The sequence below is a fragment of the Salinibacterium sp. NG22 genome, assembly GCF_015864925.1.
In the GTDB taxonomy this organism is placed as follows: Bacteria; Actinomycetota; Actinomycetes; order Actinomycetales; family Microbacteriaceae; genus Rhodoglobus.
Map to the genome: position 1 here is coordinate 163,762 of NZ_JADYWG010000001.1, position 21,932 is coordinate 185,693.

A 21,932-nucleotide genomic window follows, 5' to 3' on the forward strand; every position below is an offset into this window, starting at 1 on the left:
AAGATTACTCGTATGACTCACACGCCGCAGCCGACGTCAGCGTCGACGACTCCCGATCCTTTGCTCGTTGCTCTAACTGAGGCTGTCGATGGCGCTTTACCGGCCACGATTGCGGAGTTGTCAACGTTGGTTCGCATCCCTTCAGTGTCATGGGATGGCTTCGATGCAGATCAGGTCGCTCGCAGTGCTGAAGCTGCGCGAGCGTTGATCGACGGCATTGGAATTTTCGACACCGTTGAGCTGGCTCAGGCGCCGATCGATGGCGACACGCTCGGGCATCCGGCTGTGCTTGCCACGCGCAAGGCGAAGAACGGAAAGCCCACCATTCTCTTGTATGCGCACCACGATGTGCAGCCTCCCGGTCAGGATGCCGATTGGGATTCGCCTCCCTTCGAGCCGACAGTGCGCGGTGATCGTCTCTACGGTCGCGGCGCGGCTGATGACAAGGCGGGGATCATGGCGCATGTTGCGGCGATCCGCGCTTTCGTCGACACCGTTGGGCCCGACTTTGATCTCGGCCTTGTTGCTTTCTTCGAGGGCGAAGAGGAGTTCGGTTCGCGGTCGTTTGCTAACTTCATCGTCGAGAACCGCGACAAGCTCGCGGCTGATGTGATCGTGGTTGCTGACTCCGACAATTGGGATGTGAACACGCCGTCGCTCACGGTCGGCCTCCGTGGCAACGTGACCTTCAAGCTTAAGGTGTCCACGTTGGCGCACGCCTCTCACTCGGGAATGTTCGGGGGAGCGGTTCCGGATGCGATGCTTGCGACCATCAAACTGCTGGCGACCCTTCACGACAAGAACGGTGCTGTCGCTGTTCAGGGGTTGACGAGTCGTGAATCCGAGACTCCGGAGTTCAGTGAAGAAAAACTTCGTCACGAGGCAGGGTTGCTCGAGGGCGTCACCTCAGTGGGTTCGGGAAGTGTGCTGAGTCGATTGTGGGACAAGCCGGCAATCACTGTTACCGGGATCGATGCGCCTAGCGTCCAGAACGCGTCAAACACGTTGGCGCCCACTGTCACAGTCAAGGTGAGTGCACGAATTGCCCCTGGACAGGATGCGGATGACGCGTTCGAAGCGCTTCGCAGCCACCTCGAATCCCACGCGCCCTTCGGTGCGCATCTCGAAATTTCCGACGTCGACACGGGTAGCCCTTTCCTCGTCGATACGAGCGGGTGGGCTGTAGACGTCGTGAAGTCAGCCATGCGCGAGGCGTGGGGAAACGAACCGCTTGAGACTGGAATTGGCGGCTCTATTCCGTTCATTTCGGATCTTGTCGAAGTTTTTCCTGAAGCCCAGATTCTTGTGACTGGAGTCGAAGATCCCGAGTCGCGGGCGCACAGCCCCAACGAGTCGCTTCACCTTGGCGTTTTCAAGCGGGCTATCCTCACGGAGGCGCTGCTGCTCGCAAAGTTGGAACGTCGGGCGTAGAATTACGTCATGACTGATTCCGCTGTTGAAACTGACACCCACGGTGTTGCACTGACTGAGGCTGCCTCGAACAAGGTTCGTAGCCTCATGTCGCAAGAGGGGCGCGATGACTTGCGTCTTCGGCTTGCCGTTCAGCCGGGCGGATGCTCGGGACTCATCTATCAGCTCTACTTCGACGAGCGCTTCCTCGACGGCGACGTGAGTCGTGACTTCGGTGAGGGTGTCGAGGTAGTCGTCGACAAAATGAGTGTTCCGTACCTCGACGGTGCGAGCATCGATTTTGAAGACACGATCGAGAAGCAGGGGTTCACTATTGACAACCCCAACGCCGAGGGCAGTTGTGCCTGTGGCGACAGTTTCCACTAATTTCATAGCAATTTTTTGAGAAGGTGCGCCGATTCGGTGCACCTTTTCGCTTGTGCGGGGCGAGCCGGTAATCACTACCCCCTCTCGCTGCATATACACTGGAAAGGTATTAGTCCGTGTTCTTCGAGAGGTCACAGGTGCGCTCTAACCGCCGAATTCGATTGGCAGCGATCCCACTCGCTCTGGTTACGATGTTGGTCCTGACCGGCTGTACTCAGGACCAGTTGCAGGGATATTTGCCAGGAAGTCCAGACACCACCAACCACACGAGTAGCGTGATTGGCCTCTGGGTCACATCGTGGATCGTTCTGCTGGTCGTTGGTGTCATCACCTGGGGCCTCATCATCTGGGCAGCGGTTGTGTACCGCCGTCGTCGCGGACAGACCGGTCTTCCGGTCCAGCTCCGTTACAACATGCCGATTGAGATCTTCTACACGGTTGTACCGCTCATCTTGGTTCTGGGCTTCTTCGCCTTCACCGCGCGTGACCAGGCGGCTATTGAAGCTGTTGAAGTTAACCCGGATGTTCAGATTGAGGTCATTGGAAAGCGCTGGGCGTGGGACTTCAACTACATTGACGAAAACGTCTACAGCCCCGGTGTTCAAGCAGACTTCAACCCGGATGGCACCATCAACGTTGACTCGTTGCCCCAACTGGTTCTCCCTGTCGACAAGAAGGTCGAGATCAAGGTTGAGGCGCGCGACGTCGCTCACTCGTTCTGGGTCGTGGACTTCTTGTACAAGAAGGACATGCTGCCAGGCAAGACCAACTACATGTACTTCATCCCCACCAAGGAAGGCACCTATCAGGGCAAGTGCGCTGAGCTGTGTGGTGAATACCACTCGCTCATGCTCTTCACTGTGAAGGTCGTCTCCGAGGCTGAGTACGAGGACTACATTGACGCCCAGCGTGCTGCTGGCTTCGAGGGTCAACTCGGTCTCGATTACAACGTCAACCAGAACTTGCCCGGCAACGGCAGCAGCGACGAGGAATAGGGCTCATGAGCGTCGAACGTAAGGGCAACGTCTTGGTGAACTGGATCACCTCGACCGACCACAAAACAATCGGGTACATGTACCTGATCACTTCTTTCTTCTACTTCCTTCTCGGCGGTGTGATGGCGCTTGTCATCCGCGCCCAGCTCTTTGAGCCGGGACTGTCGATCGTGGCAACGGGTGAGCAGTACAACCAGTTGTTCACCATGCACGGCACGATCATGTTGCTGATGTTTGCTACCCCGTTGTTTGCTGGGTTCGCGAACGTACTCATGCCGCTTCAGATCGGTGCTCCCGACGTTGCCTTCCCGCGACTGAACGCATTCGCCTACTGGCTCTACAGCTTCGGTTCGCTGATTGCTGTCGCTGGATTCCTCACCCCGCAGGGCGCGGCATCATTCGGTTGGTTCGCCTACGCACCGCTTTCCAGCACCACGTTCTCCCCGGGAATCGGTGGAAACCTCTGGGTATTCGGTCTCGCGATGAGCGGTTTCGGTACCATCTTGGGTGGCGTGAACTTCATCACTACGATCATCACGATGCGCGCTCCTGGCATGACGATGTTCCGCATGCCGATCTTCACCTGGAACACCCTCGTGACGTCGCTGCTGATCCTGATGGCGTTCCCCGTTTTGGCCGCGGCCATGTTTGGTCTCGGTGCTGACCGGGTGTTCGACGCTCATATCTATGACCCCGCCAATGGTGGAGTTCTGTTGTGGCAGCATCTCTTCTGGTTCTTCGGCCACCCCGAGGTGTACATCATTGCGCTTCCGTTCTTCGGAATCGTCTCTGAAGTATTCCCGGTCTTCAGCCGCAAGCCGATCTTCGGGTACACCACTCTGGTCTACGCAACAATCTCGATTGCTGCGCTGTCCGTAACGGTGTGGGCTCACCACATGTACGTCACGGGCTCTGTGTTGCTCCCGTTCTTCTCTCTGATGACAATGCTTATCGCAGTGCCTACAGGGGTGAAGATCTTCAACTGGGTTGGCACAATGTGGCGGGGCTCCATCACGTTCGAAACGCCAATGCTCTGGGCTATTGGCTTCCTCGTGACCTTCACTTTCGGTGGACTCACCGGTGTTATCCTCGCTAGCCCGCCGCTCGACTTCCACGTCTCTGACACGTACTTCGTTGTGGCTCACTTCCACTACGTCGTATTTGGAACCGTCGTGTTCGCCATGTTCAGCGGTTTCTACTTCTGGTGGCCCAAGTGGACCGGCAAGATGCTCAACGAGCGTCTCGGCAAGATTCACTTCTGGTTGCTTTTCATCGGCTTCCACATGACGTTCCTCATCCAGCACTGGGCCGGTGTAGTCGCGCTTCCGCGTCGTTACCGCACCTACCTTGCTGAAGATGGTGTTACGTGGATGAACCAGGTGTCAACCATCGGTGCGTTCATCCTCGCAGTGTCGATGATCCCGTTCCTCTTCAACGTGTACATGACCACGCGCAAGGCGCCTAAGGTCACTGTCAACGACCCATGGGGCTACGGACGCTCGCTCGAGTGGGCCACAAGCTGCCCGCCTCCGCGACACAACTTCACGTCGATCCCACGAATTCGTTCAGAATCTCCGGCATTCGACCTCAACCACCCCGAAGCGGGTATCCCTGTTGGCATCGGTCCAGGCAAGGATGCGCCTGACGCACCGGTCTACGACCTCGCAGACGAGAAGGTGAAGTAACCGATGAATGCAAACGTCAAGCTCTACTGGATTCTGACCGTCTTCTTCCTTCTCCTCTCAGGGCTGTACACGGTGTGGTCGCTACTGGACGCAAGTCACCAGCGCATCGAGTGGGTGGGCACCATTGCTCTCCTGCTGAGCGGGCTCCTGTTCCTTCTCATCGGTTTCTACCTGAGCAAGGTGCACGCAGCTCAGGGCGGCGAACTCGCTGAGGATCGCCTCGACGCCAATATCGAAGATGGCGACGCCGAGCAAGGGCACTACAGCCCGTGGAGCTGGTGGCCGATCGTTCTCGCCGGCGCTGCTTCGCTCGTGTTCCTGGGCGTTGCCATTGGAGCCTGGATTGCATTCATCGGCGGAGGTATCCTCGTCGTTAGCCTCGTAGGGTGGACGTATGAGTACTACCGCGGATACTTCGCCCGCTAAGTCGGTGCAGATTCGCCCTGCCACCGCCAACGACGCTGCCTCAGTGTTCGAGTTGCTCAAGCAACTCGGAACTGAGTACGCACCGGACCGGTCGGCATTTGACTCCGCATTTGTACATGCTGTCGATGACCGGGCGACAACGCTCCTCCTCGTTGCCGAGAAATCGGAAAGTGCCGTCGTCGGCTACGCTTTCGCGACGATTGCGCACCTGCTGCACACCAACGGCAGCTCCGCTCAACTACAGGAGCTCGTTGTTGATAGCACTGTTCAGAGCACCGGAATCGGTACGCGACTAGTGGAAGCTGTCGAGGCTGTATGTCTCGAGCGTGGCGTGCGCCAGCTCACGGTGCCCAGCCGCGGCTCTGCAGACTTCTTTGAGCGCATCGGCTACATGTCGACGGCGGACTTTCTCAAGCGCGTCTTTTAGTAACTCCACGGGACTCTAGCGTCCCCAACTGCGTCCGCGCCGTCTTTTGCTTCCGTGGAAGTCTGTGCCCGGATCACTGTTGGGTGTTGGGTGTCGGGTGCTGGGGCTCAGGATGCTCACGGGGCGACGCGACTTTGGAATCGGCGTCGCGGCCGGCCACACATGCCACGTCAATAGGCCACTAGGGGCTGCAGAGGGTTGCTTCCGAGCTGCGCAGAGGCCCGTGGCGCCGTGCCGTCTCCCCGGTCGGGCCGTGCCGGGCCAGGCCATGCGAGGCCAGGCCATGCGAGGCCAGGCCATGCGAGGCCAGGCCATGCGAGGCCATGCCATGCCATGCGATGCTGCCTGCTGTGTCGAACCGTGTCGGGTTGCGCCAGGCCGTGCAGTAGTGCGAGGCCGTGCCAGGCCGTGCCGTGCCAGGCCGTGCCCAGTTCCCTGTGTGCCGCACTCTGCGTCTGCGCGTATGGGAGCGATGCGGCACGCGTGCGGTGACGACAGGGGAAATCCAGCCCCGGCTACCGAGGTGTCCGATCGGCGCCAGAGCGTTTCTGGCGTCGCGGACTAATCGCGTCGCGGATTGACCGCATAGACAATCAGATCAGGTCTCCGAAGCTGTTCCGCGGGCTAGTTAGCAACCGCACGGGTGGAGCAGCAGTCCCTCACTCCGGCAGTCCGGCGGCCTGGCTGAGCAGCGTTGAGCCGCCGTCGCCGGCCATGGCGTGAGCGAGTCGGCGCACGGTGACGTGTGCGGTGGAGCGGACTCCTGCCGGCCCGCGGTGGGGGAGCAACCGGCGCGGCATCCGAGTGCCTAAACGAGTGTGGGCCCCGCCGAAATGAATTCGGCGAGGCCCACAGCAGTCGTAGCGGGGAGCAGCTTTAGTGGTGCTCATCCTTGGACTGTTCGATTTCCTTCTGCGAGACCGGCGCGATGCGGTCTTCGAAGAACCAGCGAGACACTGACGCTCGGAACTTCTGTCCGACGGTGATGCGGCCTTGAGCATCCGGACGCACCATGAGCGGCTTGTAGTCGTCGTAGCTGACGAGCTTCCACAGTTCGTAGTCGTCGAGCTGCTCGTGCACCTCAATGTATTCACCGTGCGGCAGGCGCACAATACGACCCGACTCGTAACCGTGAAGAGCGATCTCGCGGTCCTTCTTCTGGAGCCCGATGCACACACGCTTCGTGAGGAAGTACGCAATGATCGGCCCGAAGATAAGGAGAGCCTGGCAGGAGTGGATAACGCCTTCGATAGATAACTTGAAGTGAGTTGCTATGAGGTCAGAGCTCGCGGCGGCCCAGAGGACTGCGTAGAACGTGACGCCGGCTGCACCGATAGCGGTACGGGTCGGAGCGTTACGGGGACGGTCAGCGATGTGGTGCTCACGCTTGTCGCCAGTAACCCACGCCTCGATGAAGGGGTAGAAGGCCACGATGGCGATGAAGAGTCCCAGAATCACCAGCGGCGCGATGATGTTGAACGACCACGTGAAGCCGAACCACTCGGTTTCCCACCCCGGCGGAACGAGTCGGAGAGCGCCGTCGGCGAATCCGATGTACCAGTCAGGTTGGGTACCTGCCGAAACAGGGGAGGGGTCGTAGGGGCCGTAGACCCACACGGGGTTGATCGAGAACGTGGATGCGATCAGCGTGATGACACCGAAGATGATGAAGAAGAATCCACCAGCCTTCGCAGCGAAGCCAGGCATGACGGGCGAACCGACGACGTTGTCGTTGGTGCGACCGGGGCCAGCGAACTGGGTGTGCTTGTTGATCACGAGCAGCAGCATGTGAATACCGATTGCAGCGATGATGATCGCCGGCAGCAGCATGATGTGCAGGATGTACAAGCGACTGACGATGTCGACGCCGGGGAACTCTCCACCAAACAGCAGGTAAGAGATCCACGTGCCGATGACCGGGATTCCCTTGACCATTCCGTCGATGATGCGCAGACCGTTACCGGAAAGCAGGTCGTCGGGGAGCGAGTAGCCGGTGAAGCCCTCTGCCATGGCGAGTACGAAGAGTACGAAGCCGATGAACCAGTTGATCTCACGCGGCTTGCGGAACGCGCCGGTGAAGTACACGCGGAGCATGTGCAGACCGATCGAGGCCACGAACAGCAGCGCTGCCCAGTGGTGGATCTGGCGCATCAAGAGTCCGCCGCGGATGTCGAAGGAGATGTCTAGTGTCGACGCCATGGCGGCTGACATTTCGATTCCCTTGAGCGGTGCGTAAGAACCCTCGTAGTGGACTTCAACCATCGACGCTTCGAAGAAGAACGTCAGGAACGTTCCCGAAAGAAGAATCACGATGAAGCTGTAGAGAGCAACCTCTCCGAGCATGAACGACCAGTGGTCGGGGAAGATCTTGCGACCTACCTCTTTGACGAGCCCAGAAATGCTGGTGCGCTCGTCAATGTAGTTGGCTGCAGCTCCCGTGAAACGCTGTCCGCGTGTCTTGGGCTGTGCGTCCTGGGTGGGGGTGGTTGTCATAGCTTGCGCTCCCAGAAGCTTGGTCCGATGGGCTCAGTGAAGTCGCTCTTAGCGATGAGGTAGCCCTCTGAGTCGACCGTGATCGGCAATTGCGGAAGTGGACGCTTCGCTGGGCCGAAGATCACGGCTGCTTCGCGCTTGATGTCGAACTGTGATTGGTGGCACGGGCACAGCAAGTGATGCGTCTGCTGTTCGTAGAGTGCCACCGGGCATCCAACGTGGGTGCAAATTTTGGAGTAAGCGACGATGCCGTCGTAGTTCCAGTCTTCGCGACCCTCCGAGACCTCGAGGTCTTCAGGCTTGAGGCGAACGAGGAGAACGGAGGCTTTCGCCTTCTCCTCGATGCGGTGCTCAGAGTCGTTGAGGCCTTCAGGGATCACTTGGAAGGCCGAACCAATGGTGAGGTCCGATGCCTTGATGGGGGTTCCGCTGGGGTCACGCGTCAAGCGCATGCCCTCTTCCCAGAAGGTGTGCTTGAGAAGAGCTACCGGGTCGTCAGCCGGAGCTAGGTCACGGAACAGCACGATCGCGGGAAGCGGGGTGACAACGAGGGCACCGATGAGGGAGCGACGCAACAGGGTGCGACGGCCGAATCCGGAGTCTTTGTTGCCGAGAGTGAACACCTCGACGGCTTTGGCGCGAGTTTCTTCGCTGCCTCGCGTGCCGTGGCGCTGCTCAACAAGGTCGTGACCCTGCATAAGAGCCTTGGACCAGTGAACGGCACCGATGCCGATACCGAGCAGCCCCAGTGTTATGCCGAGACCCAGGAACAGGGTGTTGTTACGCACCGACTGCATATTTCCTGGCTCAATCGGGAACACGAAGTAAGCGACAACGGCAAGCACACTTCCCACGATGGAAAGGAGGAACAGCGTCGAAACGTGGCGTTCCTGTTGCTTGTCGACCTTGGGGTCGAGATCCGTTACGCGGGGGCGATGCGGGGGAAACCCAGGGTTGGGCACCTCGTCGGTTGCGACGACGGCGGTACCTGCGCTGTGCGCAGGAGCCCCGTGCTGCTCGACGTCCTTACCCGCAGCGGTGCTGCCGGCGGTATCGCCGTGGTCGTCTGCCATTCTTATCCCTTCAACCGTCCGCTGTACAGCGGTCGCTAACTAGTTTGATTTAGCCGTGAGCCAGACCGTGATTGCCACGATCGCGCCAAGGCCGAAGATCCAGATGAACAGTCCCTCAGAAACGGGGCCAAGTGATCCAAGCGTGAATCCACCAACAGAGGGCGTCTCATCGAGGTACTTGAGGTACGTGATGATGTCGGCCTTTTCTTCAGGCGTGAGGTTGGTGTCGTTGAACACGGGCATGTTCTGTGGGCCAGTGAGCATTGCCTCGTAGGCGTGCTTCGGGGTTACATCAGCGAGCGCGGGAGCAAACTTGCCCTCGGTGAGTGCTCCACCGGCACCAGCAACGTTGTGGCACATTGCGCAGTTGATGCGGAAGAGCTCAGCACCGTTTGATACATCAGCGTCACCCGTGAGGTACATGTCGGCGGGAATTGCGGGGCCGGGGCCCTGCGATGCGACGTAAACGGAGAGAGCCTGGATCTGCTCCTCAGTGAACTGCACGGGCTTTACTTCACCCTGCGGTCCGGAGAACGCGAGGGGCATGCGACCCGTTCCCACTTGGAAGTCAGTCGCCGCGGCGCCTACACCGATGAGGGTGGGGCCTTGAGTCGTGCCCTCGAGATCGAGACCGTGACACGTTGCACAGTTTGCAGCGAAGAGCTTTCCGCCTTCTTCGACAAGAGCTTCGGCGGATGCGCTGGTCTCTGCCGTTGCACTCGAGGTGAACAGCGCGTACGCGCCGCCCGTTCCCAGAAGACCGACGAGCAGGAGGGCTACAGTCGCAAGAGGATGGCGTCGACCGACAGGTTGTGACCTGCGTGACGCGCGAGCTGCCTTGGTGGCCATTACGTCTATTCCGTTTCTTATTTGAGCACGTAGATGATGAGGAAGAGGCCAATCCACACTACGTCGACAAAGTGCCAGTAGTAGGAAACAACGATTGCGCTCGTTGCCTCTTTGTGTCCGAAGCTCTTGACAGCGAATCCGCGACCAAGAACCAGCAAGAAGGCGATGAGGCCACCGGCGACGTGGAGTCCGTGGAATCCGGTGGTGATGTAGAAGGCTGAGCCGTAGGAGTCGCTCGAGAGGCTCACGTGCTCAGAAACCAGCGTGGCGTACTCGAAAACCTGACCGGTTACGAAGACAGCACCCATGGAGTAGGTAAGGAAGAACCATTCCGTCATGCCCCACTTGCGCATGTCGAAGAGCTTGCCTGTGCGACGCACTTGCATGCGCTCAGCGGCGAAGACGCCGAACTGGCACGTGACCGACGAGAGCACGAGGATGATCGTGATCGTGGTCGCAAATGGCACATTGAGCTTGGCGGTCTGCTCCGCCCACAATTCGGGGGACGTCGACTTCAGAGTGAAGTAGATGGCGAAAAGGCCGGCGAAGAACATCACCTCGCTACCAAGCCAAACGATGGTACCGACCGCAACAGTGTTCGGTCGCTGGACAGACTGGGCTCCAAGAGAGCGGTTGAGGGCAGCTGTGGTCACGTATCTATTATGGCTGATAACTCGGCGTTAGTTTTTCAATCCCCGGCCTGTCGGTTCAGGATCGGTAGGATTTCACTCATGTCTTCATCCCCAACTTGGCCAGAAATCCTTACGACGCTTGTTTCCCGCACCGATTTGTCGATTAGTCAGGCTGAGTGGGCGATGAAATCCGTGATGAACGGAGAAGCAACATCCGCTCAATTAGCAGCGATGTTGATCGCCCTACGCATCAAGGGCGAGACCGTTGACGAGATTGTTGGTTTTCGCGATGCTGCGTTGGCCAGCGCCGTGCCGTTGCCCGTGGATCCCATGGCGTTGGACATCGTCGGTACCGGTGGCGACCCCTACGGCGCCGTGCTGAACATCTCATCCGTTGCCTCGATCATCGCGGCAGCGGGGGACGTGCCAGTGATTAAGCACGGCAATCGTGCCGCGAGCAGCAAGAGCGGAGCATCCGATGTTCTGAGCGCGCTGGGGCTCAAGCTGGATCTCACGCCCGAGCGAGTAGCCGAAGTGCTAGCCGAGGTGGGCATCACGTTCGTTTACGCTGCGCTGTTCCACCCCGGTTTTGCACACGCCGGCCCGACACGGCGCGAGCTAGGAATCCCGACGCTGTTCAACATTCTTGGTCCGCTCTGCAACCCCGCCCGCCCGCAAGCCTCGGCGGTCGGTGTCGGCAGCCGCGAACGTGTCAGTCTCCTCGTCGGAGTGTTCCAGACTCGCGGAGCGACGGCGCTGGTGTACCGCGGCGACGATGGAATCGACAAACTGACCACCACGGGGCACAGTCACGTCTGGGAAGTGTCGCGCGGTTTCGTTACCGAACACGATCTTGACCCGCTGGAGTTGGGTATCCCGCGGGCGCCGATCGAGGCGCTACTGGGCAAGGATCCCGAGTACAACGCCCAGGTCATCCGCTCGATTCTCGCTGGCGAAAAGTCGCCGGCGCGTGACGTTGTGTTGCTGAACGCCGCGGCAGGCTTCGCCTCGTTCGAGCTGGCGAAGGATCCAGAGCAGAGTCAGCGTCCGCTGCTGGCACGCTTGAAAGAGCAACTTGAGCGCGCCGAGCACGTCGTTGATTCAGGACTTGCCGCGAGCAAGCTCGACGAGTGGGTCGCTGCCACCAACCGCTAGAACCGCCTAGTCGGTGTCTTCGTTGACCCAATCCAGAGTTTTCGTGATGGCCTTCTTCCAATTGCGGATGAGGCGCTCACGTTCGGCATCGTCCATCGTCGGTTCCCACCGCTCGCCCTCGCTCCAGCGATCGCGCAGCTCATCGAGGCCGCTCCAATAGTCGACCGCAAGGCCCGCAGCGTAGGCAGCGCCCAATGCTGTCGTCTCTGCGACCTCAGGTCGGATGACCGGCATGTTGAGGATGTCCGCTTGAAATTGCATGAGTGCGGAGTTGGCGACCATGCCGCCATCTACCCGCAACTCTGTCATCGCAACATCGGCATCCGCATTGGCGGCTTCGATGACGTCGCTGGTCTGGAACGCAGTGGCTTCGAGCGCGGCGCGAGCTATGTGGCCCTTGTTGGCGAAACGAGTGAGTCCGAGAATCGCTCCCCGGGCATCCGGACGCCAATGAGGCGCAAAGAGGCCAGAGAAGGCTGGCACAAAGTAGACGCCACCATTGTCGTCGACTGAGGCGGCGAGGGTCTCAACCTCTTCAGACCGAGAAATGATGCCGAGATTGTCGCGCAGCCACTGAATGAGTGAACCCGTCACGGCAATCGAGCCTTCGATGGCGTAGCGGGGTGCATCATCGCCGAGCTGATAGGCGAGCGTCGTGATGAGGCCGTTTTCGGAATGCACGATGTCAGTGCCCGTGTTGGTCAGCAGAAAGTTGCCTGTGCCGTAAGTGTTTTTCGATTCGCCGGCGTCGAACGCAGCCTGCCCGAAGGTCGCGGCCTGCTGGTCGCCCAAAATGCCAGCAACGGGCACCTCGCGCAGCAAACTCGACGTGGAGACAGTGCCGTAGACCTCAGACGAGCTGCGGATATCGGGCATAAGCGATGCGGGAATGTCCAGTTCCGCGAGAATGTCTTCGCTCCACGTGCGGGTTTCGAGATCCATGAGCAGCGTGCGGCTCGCGTTGGTGACGTCGGTGGCGTGAACTCCGCCGTCAGGCCCGCCGGTGAGATTCCACAGCAGCCAGGTGTCGGGGGTTCCGAAGGCAAGCTCGCCTGCCTCGGCACGCTCGCGAACTCCGTCGACGTTCTCGAGCATCCACACAATTTTGGATGCCGAAAAATAGGTGGCGAGGGGCAGCCCGGTGATCTTCTTGAACTTGTTGGTGTCGCCGTCCGCAATGCGATCGATGATCGCCTGGGTGCGGGTGTCTTGCCAGACGATGGCGTTGTACACGGGCTTGCCGGTCGCGCGGTCCCAGATGATGGCCGTTTCGCGCTGATTAGTGATGCCGACAGCGGCAATGCTGTGGCGCGTGACGTTCGCTTTGGAGAGCGCCTGACCAATTACTTCTCGAGTGTTGTTCCAAATTTGGGCGGCATCGTGCTCGACCCAGCCCGCTTTCGGGAAAATCTGGTCATGCTCAAGCTGGCCAGAGGTGACCGGCTTGCCATCGTGATCGAAGATGATCGCACGGGTGCTGGTGGTGCCCTGATCGATCGAGAGTATGTAGTTCACCGGTTCTCCTTGGTTCTCACTCATTAGACGGCATCAACGTAAAGCCAGGCGCCATTTTCGCGCACAAATCTGCTGTTCTCGTGTTGCTGGTCGGCTCCGCCATCGAAGCGATAGTGGGCCCGAAACTCGACAGTACCCGCCGTGTCGAACATGCTGCCGCCCGTGCGCGCGACGATATCGAGACGGTACCAGCGCACATCCGGATCAAGCTCAAGCGTTGTCGGGCGGGTAGACGGATGCCAGGTCTTCAGGAGGTAATCGGTTTCGCCACGCACGTAGGCGCTATAGCGCGAACGCATCAGCCGTTCAGCGGTGGGGGCCAGTGCCTCACCGCGATGGAAGCGGCCGCAACAATCGTCGTAGGTTTCGGACGATTGGCACGGGCATGCGTTCATCCCCCCAGCGTAACTAGTTGCCGTGCAGTGCGCTTCTCTCGCGGCGGCTCAACCGTGTTTCGCCGGGACGCAACAATGGTCGGTCGCTCAGAGAAGCGGCCGACCATCGTTGCAGTGCTGAGCGTTAGCTGTGTCCTATCGGAAGGCGGCGTTCGAAGAGGCGGCCGCGGATAGATTCTGGTTCGATCAGGATGTAGACAAATGACTCGATGGGAACCCAATCGGGGAGGGTCTTCAGTGCCTGAGCAGTCACCTGAGAGGCATCGTCAAGAACCGTTGCCAGCCCTCTGACTACGACGCTCCACACGTCGTCGGGAGTCTTCACATCGACTTCAAAAGCCACATGCATGTTCTCGGTGAGCTCGTGAAGTTTTGAGCCTGACGCAGTGCGAAACAGGATCGTCTTCTTGTCGCAGTAGTAGTTGACCGGGAAGATATCCGGCCGCCCATCATTGCTCAGAGCGAGATGACCAAAGCTCTTGCTGGCAAGCAGATCCAGACTTGCCTGATCGGACAACTCGACGACCGGTCCCTGTGGAGACCAGCCGGCCTCCGTCATGTCATGAGACATTGCTGACCTCCGGACGAACAATGATCTTCACGGCGGTCTCCTTGTGATCGATAAGGGTCATGAAGCCCTCGTCGATGAGCTTGTCGAGATGAATCCGACCGGTGATGAACGGTTCAAGATTGACCTTGCCATCCTGAACGAGCTTGATGGTTGCAGGGTGGTCGTGGGCGTAGGCAATCGTGCCGCGCAGGTCAATCTCTTTGAGTACGAGCTTTTGCATATCGAGTTGCGCCGGGTGACCCCAGATGGAGACGTTCACAATTACGCCAGTCGGCTTCACCGCATCAAAAAGCTGATCGAGTACGGCGTTGATGCTCGAGCACTCGAATGCGACGTCGGCGCCGACTCCGTTGGTCAATTCCATGACTCTGGCTACGGCATCCTCAACACTGGGATCGATCACGTGATCGGCGACCCCCGTCGAGAGCGCCATTTCGCGGCGCGCTGTCCCTGGCTCAGACATGATGACGGTGATTCCCTCGGCGGAGAGCACGGCGGCGAGCAGAAGACCGATAGGGCCACCGCCACCGATGAACGCGACATCTCCGGCTTTAGCGCCACTGCGCACGAACGCGTGATGGCCGACAGCAAGGGGTTCGATGAGCGCGGCCTGATCGAGGGGGATGTCACCGATCGGGTGAACCCAGCGACGTTCGACGACGATCTTTTCACTCAAGCCACCGCCTCCACCAGCCAGCCCGATGAAGCCCATTTTTGTGCAGAGGTTGTAGTTGCCGGCGCGACACGGGGCGCACTCGCCGCACACAAAGTACGGCTCCACGACTACGTTCTCTCCGACCGTGAGGTCGGTGACCCCTTCGCCAAGAGCAGTTATTGTTCCCGAGAATTCGTGACCCATAGTCACGGGAACTTCTTCGTGAGTCAGTGGGTGCGGATGCCCCGCTGCGGGGATGAAGATCGGGCCTTCGAGATATTCGTGAAGGTCTGTGCCGCAGATGCCGCACCACGCGACATCAATAGCGACTGCGCCGGGCCGAAGCTCTGGTTCCGGAATGTCATCGATGCGGATGTCTTTGCGTCCGTGGAAACGTGCTGCCTTCATGGTTTTCTTCTTTCTCCTGAGCGATTAAGGGTTGGTTGTCAGTTGCAAGGTCGAATTGCTAAACGAGCCACGGCATTTTCTGCACAATGCTGAGGCGCTTCCACGCCCGGCCAACGCCCCAGGTATCCCCGGCTGACAGAACAGCGATGGTGATGAGTGCGAGGGCGTAGATGATGTGGTAATCCACCAGCGGGTTAGTGGAGCCGGCGTTCGCGGCGAACGGCCACTCCGCCAGATACATCAGGAGCATCATGATGGTTCCGGCGACGGCACTGATGCGTAGGCCTATGCCCAGCATCACTGCGACACCGATTCCGATCATCCCGAGCATAAAAAGAATGTCGGAGGCGGGGCTCGCGATTGCGGCAAACGCCGGTTTTAGAGGGCCGACAACCGCGTCACCGGTCAAGAAACCCTGACTCGGGCCGCCCCCATTGATCCATGCTCGTTCGGCCGGGGTAGAAAAACCGAGCCCGAAGGTCTTATCGAGGAACGCCCACAGGAAGAGGAATCCTGTGGCAAGGCGCAACGCTGCCAGAACGCGACGACCGGTGACGGAGATTACGAGATCGCTCTCGAGTGCCACCGCCTTCGGCGTCTCGTGGAGCGAGCTAGTGGGGGCGGTGGCTGGGCGTGTAGTCATCGTCGTGCTCCTTCAGGGATGGGTGATAGCGAAGCCGGGTGGCTTCTGCTCGGTTTAGGCCGAGACGTATTCTTTGACAGCGACGGTGATGTCCTTGAGCGCCTTCTTGGCATCAGCAAAGAGCATCCCCGTCTTGGGATCGGTGAACAGTGGATTCGTGATGCCCGCATAGCCAGGCCGCATCGACCGCTTGATGACGACAACGGCTTTGGCATGATCAGCGTCGAGAATGGGCATTCCGGAGACGGCATTGCCCGGCTTTCGAGCATCCGGGTTGCAGACGTCATTGGCGCCGATTACGAGAGCAACATCGCAGTTATCGAATGCTGCATTTGCCTCGTCGAGCTGGAGCATTTGTTCGTAGGGCACGTTGGCTTCGGCCAGCAGCACATTCATGTGGCCTGGCATACGGCCGGCAACCGGGTGAATCGCGTATTTGACGTCGATATTGTGCGCCATGAGCAGAGCGGCGAGCTCCGCGACTTCATGTTGGGCTTGGGCGGCGGCGAGTCCGTAGCCGGGCACGATCAGCACGTGTTGCGCATAGGCAAGCTGAATGGCGACATCATCGGAGGTGAGGCTTCGCACATTGGTGAGATCCGCATCCGCTGGTCCTGCCGTCGCCGTAGCCTCGCCAGTGCCGAAGCCGCCGACGATGATCGAGAGCACTGAGCGATTCATCGCTTGCGCCATCTGCAGCGTCAGAATGGTGCCCGCTGCGCCGACCAAAGCACCCGCGATGATGAGCGCCTGATTGTCGATCGCAAAGCCAGCCATGGCCACGGCGAGGCCGGTCAGGGCGTTGAGGAGCGAAACGACGACGGGAGCATCGGCGCCACCGATCGCCAGCACCATAAGAATGCCGAGGACGAGTGCGGTCACGAGCACCACTAGGAGCAACAGTGTGTTGTGGGGAAGCATCACTGCCGCGACACTCGCACCGAGCGCGATCGCCGCGACGAGCGCGTTGAGCAGGCGGGAGCCGGGGAACGTCACGGGATTGCCGGGGATGATGCCCTGGAGCTTTCCAGCCGCGATCAGCGAGCCGGAGAAGGTAATGGAGCCAATGAGGACATCGAGCACGACGGGGATAGAGACCGTCAATTCGAGGGGATCGGCACTCGTCGCGAGAATGAACGCGGCAAAGGCGATTGCGGCAGCCGCGCTGCCTCCGACGGCGTTGAACACGCTCACGAGCTGAGGGACATCGGTCATTTTTACGGTGCGAGCACGGTAAACCCCGAACACTGCACCGACGAGCACGCCCGCAGTGAGGGCAACCCACGCAATCCATTCGCCGCCATCGACAACGAGGGCAAGCATGATCGTCGCTAGGACGGCAATAATCATGCCGACAGCAGAGATGCGGTTACCGTTTCGGGCGGTCGCGGGTGCCCGCATCATGTGAAGGCCGACGACGAAGAGCGACGCCGAGAGTAAGTAGAGAATTCCGACGAGAAACTCGAAGCCGGTCATGATGCGTCCTCCGTGGTGCTGCTGGTTTCAGCGGTCTTGGGAGGCGTCGGCCTCGTGAACATTTTCAGAATCCGGTCAGTGACGACATAGCCTCCGAAGACGTTCGCGGCCGCGAAGGCACCCGCAATGAAGGTCAGGATGTAGCCGGTAGGGGAGTCGGCGAGCGATGCCGTGACAACGGCACCAGCGATCACGACCCCGTGGATGGCATTTGATCCCGACATCATCGGGGTGTGCAGGGTCGAGGGAATCTTGCCGATCACTTCAACGCCCACGAGAAGCGCGAGAACGAAGATGGCGAGATTGCTGTACAGGGTTTCCATCAGTTGGCCTGAGCTTTCAGAGGTTCGGTGGAGCCGAGCGGCTCAAGATTGAGGGCTGTACGCACGGTGGCACTCGTGACATCTCCTGCATGGGAAACGACGATGGCGCTGTGGACTTCGTCGCTGGGATCGATCGCGATTGCGCCTTCAGGGGCGAGCGCTTCGAGAACAGCAGCGATGTTTCGGCCGTACATCAGAGACGACGAGGCAGGAAGGTCGGCGGCAAGGTTGCCGGCGCCGACGACTACGACGCCATTTACGGTCGTTGAGGATTCACCATCACTCGAGCCGAATACGTTGCCGCCCTTGTCGCTGGCGCCAAGGTCGACGCACACCGTGCCGGGCTTCAGCGCGGCGAGAGTGTCTTGCGAGACCAGCAGCGGGGGAGTGCGACCCGGCACCTTTGCGGTCGTAATGATGATGTCAAAGCTCACGAGGGCATCCGCAAGTTCTTTCTGCTGGACGGCTTGCTCAGCCGCAGTCATCGGTCGGGCATAGCCGCCCTCTCCGGCGCCAGCAGCTACCGAGGACGTGAGAAATTTAGCGCCGAGCGACTCGACCTCGGTGCGGGATGCTTCCCGCACGTCGTAGCCCGTAACGACAGCACCAAGTCGCTTCACCGTGGCGATTGCTTGGAGTCCGGCGACGCCGGTGCCAATGACGATTGCCTTCGCCGGAGTTGCAGTACCGGATGCCGTGATCATCATCGGGAGGTAGCGTCCGAATTTTTCGGCGGCCACGATAGCCGCGCGGTAGCCCGCAGCGCTTGACTGCGAACTCAGAGCATCCATCGATTGGGCACGGCTGAGCGTTCGGGGGAGAAGCTCTAGCGCTACGAGAGTGATTCCCTGGCCAGCAAGCGCTGACACCTGGCTGAGATTGTTCAGCGGGTCGAGAAGGCCGATAACGGTCCGCCCCGCGGTGAGACCGTCAGTAACATCCGACGAGGGAAGCGAGAGAGAAGCGAGTACATCGCACGTAGCGATTATCTGAGACGAGGTAGTGAGGGTGGCTCCGGCGGCGACGTAGTTTTCATCGGTAAAGCTCGCCCCTGATCCGCACCCCGCTTCGACGAGCACTGTGAAGCCCTCGTGAACGAGGTGTTTGGTCGCGGTCGGATCGAGAGCGACCCGATGCTCGCGAGAGTTTTGTTCGGAGAGAACCCCGATGGTGAGGCTTGTACCTGAGCTGGACATTGCCATCCTTGGTCGAAACGGAACAAATTCCGTTGCCAAGGTCTGGAGCAACTACTTAAAGCGTACACCCGGGCTTGTAACCGGATTCTGAAGAAATGCTGAGAGCACTATCTCTTGGTTGCGGCTTCGACAATCTGCTGCACCGTAATCTCGCGCCGGCTGACCATTTCGGAGGTTGTCCGAATCGTTCGGTTGCAGTCGCGGGAATACTTGCGCAGGAGTGCGAAGGCATCGTCCATGCTGAGGGACAAGCCGTTTGCGATGACGCCCTTCGCCTGTTCGATGGCAATTCTGCTGTTGAGAGCGTTGTGCAGCTGTTCCTCTACGAGGTGAGCGTGCTGGAGTGCGCGTTCGTGGGTTATGCCGATCGTCGCGACGTCCGCGAGCGCTTGAGCTACCGCAGCGTCTCGAGAGCTGACGGCTTCTGTCGTTGCGCGAAAGAGGTTCATGGTGCCGATAACCGCGCCTTGGACCTTCATGGGGATCGACAACAGCGAGTTGAAGCCTTGGGCAACGGCAGCGGCACGAAATTCGGTCGACGCCTCGGACGCTGAAATATTGTCGATCGCCACCGCATTTCCGGTGTGGAAACAATCGAGGCATGGTCCTTCGGCTGCCTCAAGTTGCATACTCTCGAGCATGACGGCTGCTTCGTTCGTGGATGTCATGAGTTGGAGTTCACCAGCGTCGTTAACCAGAACGAGCCCGCCAGCATCCATCCGAACGATCTCTGCGCAACGCTCGACAAACGTGTGAAGCACGTCGACCAGGTCATGGTCGACAGTGAGCGTTTCCGCAACAGTGACAAATGCGGCGCTGATCTGGGCCTCGCGGGTTGTTCCATCCATCTGAAGCTTCTTTCCTGCGGGGGAGGCGGTTATTCGGTGAGGGGATCGAACTCAAGCACGCGCGTAACTATGTCACGTGCTACATCGTCGATGGGGCGCCCAGTCGAGAATGCGTGGGCCTGTAGTCGGGCAAACGCATCCGGTGCCGAGAGCGCCAGCTGCGAAATGATGATGCCTGTCGCCTGATGGACTTCGCGTCGCAGCGCTGGTGATTGATCAGACTCGGGCGAGCTGTGTTGTTGCGCGGCCGTGAGTGCTCGTTCGACGGCAGTGAGCGCCACATCACGGGTCAGCGCTTGGGCCCTCGAGATGAACTCGGCGTCAGCGGGTCGAGGTGTCGTGGTGATCAAATCGACCACTCCGACTACCGCGGTGCCCAGCATCATCGGGAAACTAAAAATAGCGCCAACGCCGAGCTCCCGTGCGGCACCCAGAAACACGGGCCAGGCCGAGTCGGGGACGTGAGCGAGGTCGGAACAGAGAACAGGGGATCGGGTAGTGAGTGCTTGCAGGCCTGGACCCTCGCCGAGTTCGAACTGGAGAGCATCCAGTCGGCCAGCGAGGCGGCCGCTCACACACACCGTCGATTGGTTACCGTGTTCGCCGATGACCGAGATAGCGGCGCCCGAAACGTCAAGCGCAGTCACGAAAGGTGAACACAGGCAGTCATCAGCGGACGCTTGTGTTCCGGCTATTTTTGGTTTCGAAAGCATGATGGCCTTGGCTGAGGGGGTATCTCAATCGAGGCTATCACTCTGAATAAGAGCGGCCCGTTAGAGGTAGGTGGTCGAGAGCAGCTGGTCGATGATCCCAATCTCATACGTTTGGATGACATCCATCCGCTCGGCTGTTGCCCGTACTGTGCTCACCGCGGCGTGCTCGTTCGCATAGGCCGCCATGTGGACACCGCCGACGTGGTGCGCGCGCATGAGGTTCAAGAAGAGGCGCCCCTGATCCATCCCAGTTGTGGTCGAGAGGGAGCTCATCTGTTCGTCAGTGGCGAGACCCGTCATATCGGCTGCGGGCATCTCCATTCCCATCCAAGCCATCACCGTCTCAGGCGGCGCGGTGCTCTCGCCCCACACCGTGAGCCACGTGTGCATGACGCCCCGTTCGAACGATTGATTCTGAAGGATGTCGGCGGCGAGCGACTGCACAGAGTCGCCGTTGTCGCGACCGAGCACGCGCTGGCACATAGCGAGGGCTTGTTCGTGGTGCAGAGCCATGTCCGTGAAGAAACCGATATCGGTGTCGTTAGGCGTTTCTTCAGCTGCGCTGGTGTCGTCGTCGTCAGCGGCGGCGGTTGTGCAGGCGGCGAGCGCTGTGCCGGTGAGGGCGAGTAACCCGAACGCGAGAAAGTTACGGCGGGCCGGATTTACGGCGTTTGTCGCGCGTTCAGTCGCGGGGATCATGCAGGGCCGCCACCGGGAGCTGCGGCGTTGTTACCGCTCAAAGCGTCATCTGCCACATCGCCGTAGTAGCAGCCGAGGAAGTACGGAAACGTGGTGGTGGAGTAGTAACGGTATTGGCCGTCGCTATCGACGCGTCCGTTGCACTCATCGAGGTCACCGGAGCCTTCAACGTAGCTGTGGGCCGCCCAAGTGTCAGTGGCGAATTGAGATTCGTCGGTGAGTTGCCAACTGCTCGTGAGCTGAACAACCTCGCTGCAGTCGTCATCTGAGCACACGACTCCGGACATGATGGGGTAGCCGTCGGCAGCCCATCCCACGACGAGTGATTCACCGGTTTCAACTTCGTCAGCGTCGTAGAGGCAGTCGACCCCATCGGCGTAACCAAACCAGTGGATGTGGAAGTCGGTCGGGCCGCTGTGGCTGCCGCAGACCGAAAGCGCGCCTTCTAGGGATTGCACATCTCCACCGGTGCCTTCGGTCGGCCCGTAGATGGGAACTCCATTGACGGCAACTCCGAGAGCACCGAGGTACGGCACGGAGCCGGGTTCGTCAGCTTCCGTAGGGGTGACAGGGATCGTCATAGTGAGTTCGGACACCTTGGGCGAGCCCGGTGTCGTCGCGATGTAGAGATAGTCGGGGATGCTGTTGCTGCTGATGGTGAGGGTGTCGCCATCGCAGACTGCCGTGAGTTCGGGATCCGCGAGGTCAGCGTTCGCGCTTTCGACGTCACGGAGTGTCGCAGCCATGGCGTCGCAATCACCCGTGGATGCCGCAAAGGTGGCTGTCGAGGCTGTAGCCGTCTCGGTCGATTCTGGGGTTGCTTCGGCGGTTTCGGTGGGTTCTACTGAAGCAGTAGTGCAGGCGGCAAGCGCTAGCAGCAGAACACTTGCAGTGGCCACGGTTGTGACAAGTCGATTCATGGTTTCTCCTGATCGTGAGGAGAGCCATGTTGGCCCAG

Annotated in this window: 24 protein-coding genes; 7 read left to right on the plus strand and 17 right to left on the minus strand. The window is 59.8% G+C overall.

The features are described 5' to 3' along the window. Positions 1 to 12: 12 nt before the first annotated feature. The 6 genes from I6E81_RS00825 to I6E81_RS00850 all read left to right on the plus strand — a co-directional run bounded on the left by I6E81_RS00825 (position 13) and on the right by I6E81_RS00850 (position 5,330). A complete protein-coding gene (locus tag I6E81_RS00825) occupies positions 13 to 1,431 on the plus strand; it encodes a dipeptidase (protein WP_197105538.1) in 1,419 nt (472 codons plus the stop codon). Positions 1,432 to 1,440: 9 nt separating this feature from the next. Next, positions 1,441 to 1,797 (plus strand): iron-sulfur cluster assembly accessory protein, encoded by a 357-nt coding sequence (locus tag I6E81_RS00830; RefSeq protein ID WP_197105539.1) that lies wholly within the window; start codon positions 1,441 to 1,443, stop codon positions 1,795 to 1,797. A 116-nt stretch (positions 1,798 to 1,913) separates the two neighbouring features. Next, a complete protein-coding gene (gene coxB, locus I6E81_RS00835) occupies positions 1,914 to 2,792 on the plus strand; it encodes a cytochrome c oxidase subunit II (protein WP_197105540.1) in 879 nt (292 codons plus the stop codon). Between the two features lie 5 nt (positions 2,793 to 2,797). Then, positions 2,798 to 4,477 carry a cytochrome c oxidase subunit I gene (gene ctaD, locus I6E81_RS00840; RefSeq protein WP_197105541.1) on the plus strand — a complete coding sequence of 560 codons (1,680 nt, stop codon included), beginning with the start codon at positions 2,798 to 2,800 and terminating at the stop codon, positions 4,475 to 4,477. A gap of 3 nt (positions 4,478 to 4,480) precedes the next feature. Further along, positions 4,481 to 4,903: a cytochrome c oxidase subunit 4 gene (locus tag I6E81_RS00845; RefSeq protein ID WP_197105542.1), complete on the plus strand. Its 423-nt coding sequence runs from the start codon at positions 4,481 to 4,483 to the stop codon at positions 4,901 to 4,903. Then, positions 4,872 to 5,330, plus strand: coding sequence for a GNAT family N-acetyltransferase (locus I6E81_RS00850; protein ID WP_231603832.1), 459 nt, complete (start codon positions 4,872 to 4,874; stop codon positions 5,328 to 5,330). Before I6E81_RS00845 ends, I6E81_RS00850 begins: the two co-directional genes overlap by 32 nt. A 659-nt stretch (positions 5,331 to 5,989) precedes the next feature. Here I6E81_RS00850 and I6E81_RS00860 read toward each other — a convergent pair. The 5 genes from I6E81_RS00860 to I6E81_RS00880 are packed head-to-tail and all read right to left on the minus strand — an operon-like array spanning position 5,990 to position 10,398. After that, positions 5,990 to 6,220, minus strand: coding sequence for a hypothetical protein (locus tag I6E81_RS00860; protein WP_197105544.1), 231 nt, complete (start codon positions 6,218 to 6,220; stop codon positions 5,990 to 5,992). Next, entirely contained in the window at positions 6,207 to 7,823 is a 1,617-nt protein-coding gene (locus tag I6E81_RS00865; RefSeq protein ID WP_197105545.1) for a ubiquinol-cytochrome c reductase cytochrome b subunit, read from the minus strand. Before I6E81_RS00865 ends, I6E81_RS00860 begins: the two co-directional genes overlap by 14 nt. Beyond that, entirely contained in the window at positions 7,820 to 8,896 is a 1,077-nt protein-coding gene (locus tag I6E81_RS00870; RefSeq protein ID WP_197105546.1) for a ubiquinol-cytochrome c reductase iron-sulfur subunit, read from the minus strand. The genes I6E81_RS00865 and I6E81_RS00870 overlap by 4 nt, the downstream gene beginning before the upstream one ends. A gap of 39 nt (positions 8,897 to 8,935) precedes the next feature. Next, entirely contained in the window at positions 8,936 to 9,745 is an 810-nt protein-coding gene (locus I6E81_RS00875) for a c-type cytochrome (RefSeq protein ID WP_197105547.1), read from the minus strand. A gap of 17 nt (positions 9,746 to 9,762) precedes the next feature. Further along, positions 9,763 to 10,398 carry a heme-copper oxidase subunit III gene (locus I6E81_RS00880; protein WP_197105548.1) on the minus strand — a complete coding sequence of 212 codons (636 nt, stop codon included), beginning with the start codon at positions 10,396 to 10,398 and terminating at the stop codon, positions 9,763 to 9,765. A 78-nt stretch (positions 10,399 to 10,476) separates the two neighbouring features. Here I6E81_RS00880 and trpD point away from each other — a divergent pair, with 78 nt between their 5' ends. Continuing rightward, positions 10,477 to 11,532, plus strand: coding sequence for an anthranilate phosphoribosyltransferase (gene trpD, locus I6E81_RS00885; RefSeq protein ID WP_197105549.1), 1,056 nt, complete (start codon positions 10,477 to 10,479; stop codon positions 11,530 to 11,532). Between the two features lie 6 nt (positions 11,533 to 11,538). On the opposite strand, the gene glpK is transcribed toward trpD, so the two are convergent. The 12 genes from glpK to I6E81_RS00945 form a co-directional block, all read right to left on the minus strand. After that, a complete protein-coding gene (glpK, locus tag I6E81_RS00890) occupies positions 11,539 to 13,047 on the minus strand; it encodes a glycerol kinase GlpK (protein WP_307784071.1) in 1,509 nt (502 codons plus the stop codon). A 23-nt stretch (positions 13,048 to 13,070) separates the two neighbouring features. Continuing rightward, positions 13,071 to 13,442 carry a YchJ family protein gene (locus I6E81_RS00895; RefSeq protein WP_197105551.1) on the minus strand — a complete coding sequence of 124 codons (372 nt, stop codon included), beginning with the start codon at positions 13,440 to 13,442 and terminating at the stop codon, positions 13,071 to 13,073. A 124-nt stretch (positions 13,443 to 13,566) separates the two neighbouring features. After that, the gene (locus I6E81_RS00900; protein ID WP_197105552.1) at positions 13,567 to 14,013 is read right to left on the minus strand and encodes a pyridoxamine 5'-phosphate oxidase family protein; all 447 of its coding nucleotides are present in this window, start codon (positions 14,011 to 14,013) and stop codon (positions 13,567 to 13,569) included. Further along, on the minus strand, positions 14,003 to 15,076 hold the full coding sequence (locus tag I6E81_RS00905) for a 2,3-butanediol dehydrogenase (RefSeq protein ID WP_197105553.1): 1,074 nt from the start codon (positions 15,074 to 15,076) through the stop codon (positions 14,003 to 14,005). Before I6E81_RS00905 ends, I6E81_RS00900 begins: the two co-directional genes overlap by 11 nt. Positions 15,077 to 15,134: 58 nt before the next feature. Further along, positions 15,135 to 15,719 (minus strand): DoxX family protein, encoded by a 585-nt coding sequence (locus I6E81_RS00910; RefSeq protein ID WP_231600608.1) that lies wholly within the window; start codon positions 15,717 to 15,719, stop codon positions 15,135 to 15,137. A gap of 54 nt (positions 15,720 to 15,773) precedes the next feature. Continuing rightward, positions 15,774 to 17,195, minus strand: coding sequence for an NAD(P)(+) transhydrogenase (Re/Si-specific) subunit beta (locus tag I6E81_RS00915; protein ID WP_197105554.1), 1,422 nt, complete (start codon positions 17,193 to 17,195; stop codon positions 15,774 to 15,776). After that, positions 17,192 to 17,518: an NAD(P) transhydrogenase subunit alpha gene (locus tag I6E81_RS00920; RefSeq protein WP_231599702.1), complete on the minus strand. Its 327-nt coding sequence runs from the start codon at positions 17,516 to 17,518 to the stop codon at positions 17,192 to 17,194. Before I6E81_RS00920 ends, I6E81_RS00915 begins: the two co-directional genes overlap by 4 nt. Next, the gene (locus I6E81_RS00925) at positions 17,518 to 18,714 is read right to left on the minus strand and encodes an NAD(P)(+) transhydrogenase (Re/Si-specific) subunit alpha (protein WP_197105555.1); all 1,197 of its coding nucleotides are present in this window, start codon (positions 18,712 to 18,714) and stop codon (positions 17,518 to 17,520) included. Before I6E81_RS00925 ends, I6E81_RS00920 begins: the two co-directional genes overlap by 1 nt. Positions 18,715 to 18,821: 107 nt before the next feature. After that, positions 18,822 to 19,562, minus strand: a complete 741-nt coding sequence (locus tag I6E81_RS00930) for a GAF and ANTAR domain-containing protein (RefSeq protein ID WP_197105556.1) — start codon at positions 19,560 to 19,562, stop codon at positions 18,822 to 18,824. A 29-nt stretch (positions 19,563 to 19,591) separates the two neighbouring features. Continuing rightward, positions 19,592 to 20,209, minus strand: coding sequence for a GAF and ANTAR domain-containing protein (locus I6E81_RS00935; protein ID WP_197105557.1), 618 nt, complete (start codon positions 20,207 to 20,209; stop codon positions 19,592 to 19,594). 126 nt (positions 20,210 to 20,335) lie between these two features. Further along, the gene (locus tag I6E81_RS00940) at positions 20,336 to 20,974 is read right to left on the minus strand and encodes a DUF305 domain-containing protein (protein ID WP_197105558.1); all 639 of its coding nucleotides are present in this window, start codon (positions 20,972 to 20,974) and stop codon (positions 20,336 to 20,338) included. Continuing rightward, positions 20,971 to 21,894, minus strand: a complete 924-nt coding sequence (locus tag I6E81_RS00945) for a YHYH protein (RefSeq protein ID WP_197105559.1) — start codon at positions 21,892 to 21,894, stop codon at positions 20,971 to 20,973. Before I6E81_RS00945 ends, I6E81_RS00940 begins: the two co-directional genes overlap by 4 nt. Between the last annotated feature and the right edge of the window lie 38 nt (positions 21,895 to 21,932).

Excerpts from the sequence above, each read along its gene's own strand:
- I6E81_RS00940 (WP_197105558.1), bottom strand. The coding sequence starts at position 20,974 with ATGATCCCCGCGACTGAACGCGCGACAAACGCCGTAAATCCGGCCCGC.
- I6E81_RS00915 (WP_197105554.1), bottom strand. The coding sequence starts at position 17,195 with ATGACCGGCTTCGAGTTTCTCGTCGGAATTCTCTACTTACTCTCGGCG.
- I6E81_RS00870 (WP_197105546.1), bottom strand. The coding sequence starts at position 8,896 with ATGGCAGACGACCACGGCGATACCGCCGGCAGCACCGCTGCGGGTAAG.
- I6E81_RS00830 (WP_197105539.1), top strand. The coding sequence starts at position 1,441 with ATGACTGATTCCGCTGTTGAAACTGACACCCACGGTGTTGCACTGACT.
- ctaD (WP_197105541.1), top strand. The coding sequence starts at position 2,798 with ATGAGCGTCGAACGTAAGGGCAACGTCTTGGTGAACTGGATCACCTCG.
- I6E81_RS00860 (WP_197105544.1), bottom strand. The coding sequence starts at position 6,220 with ATGAGCACCACTAAAGCTGCTCCCCGCTACGACTGCTGTGGGCCTCGC.
- I6E81_RS00905 (WP_197105553.1), bottom strand. The coding sequence starts at position 15,076 with ATGAAGGCAGCACGTTTCCACGGACGCAAAGACATCCGCATCGATGAC.
- I6E81_RS00900 (WP_197105552.1), bottom strand. The coding sequence starts at position 14,013 with ATGTCTCATGACATGACGGAGGCCGGCTGGTCTCCACAGGGACCGGTC.
- I6E81_RS00845 (WP_197105542.1), top strand. The coding sequence starts at position 4,481 with ATGAATGCAAACGTCAAGCTCTACTGGATTCTGACCGTCTTCTTCCTT.
- I6E81_RS00895 (WP_197105551.1), bottom strand. The coding sequence starts at position 13,442 with ATGAACGCATGCCCGTGCCAATCGTCCGAAACCTACGACGATTGTTGC.
- I6E81_RS00850 (WP_231603832.1), top strand. The coding sequence starts at position 4,872 with ATGAGTACTACCGCGGATACTTCGCCCGCTAAGTCGGTGCAGATTCGC.
- I6E81_RS00930 (WP_197105556.1), bottom strand. The coding sequence starts at position 19,562 with ATGGATGGAACAACCCGCGAGGCCCAGATCAGCGCCGCATTTGTCACT.
- I6E81_RS00910 (WP_231600608.1), bottom strand. The coding sequence starts at position 15,719 with ATGACTACACGCCCAGCCACCGCCCCCACTAGCTCGCTCCACGAGACG.
- I6E81_RS00825 (WP_197105538.1), top strand. The coding sequence starts at position 13 with ATGACTCACACGCCGCAGCCGACGTCAGCGTCGACGACTCCCGATCCT.
- I6E81_RS00920 (WP_231599702.1), bottom strand. The coding sequence starts at position 17,518 with ATGGAAACCCTGTACAGCAATCTCGCCATCTTCGTTCTCGCGCTTCTC.
- I6E81_RS00875 (WP_197105547.1), bottom strand. The coding sequence starts at position 9,745 with ATGGCCACCAAGGCAGCTCGCGCGTCACGCAGGTCACAACCTGTCGGT.
- I6E81_RS00925 (WP_197105555.1), bottom strand. The coding sequence starts at position 18,714 with ATGTCCAGCTCAGGTACAAGCCTCACCATCGGGGTTCTCTCCGAACAA.
- I6E81_RS00945 (WP_197105559.1), bottom strand. The coding sequence starts at position 21,894 with ATGAATCGACTTGTCACAACCGTGGCCACTGCAAGTGTTCTGCTGCTA.
- trpD (WP_197105549.1), top strand. The coding sequence starts at position 10,477 with ATGTCTTCATCCCCAACTTGGCCAGAAATCCTTACGACGCTTGTTTCC.
- I6E81_RS00865 (WP_197105545.1), bottom strand. The coding sequence starts at position 7,823 with ATGACAACCACCCCCACCCAGGACGCACAGCCCAAGACACGCGGACAG.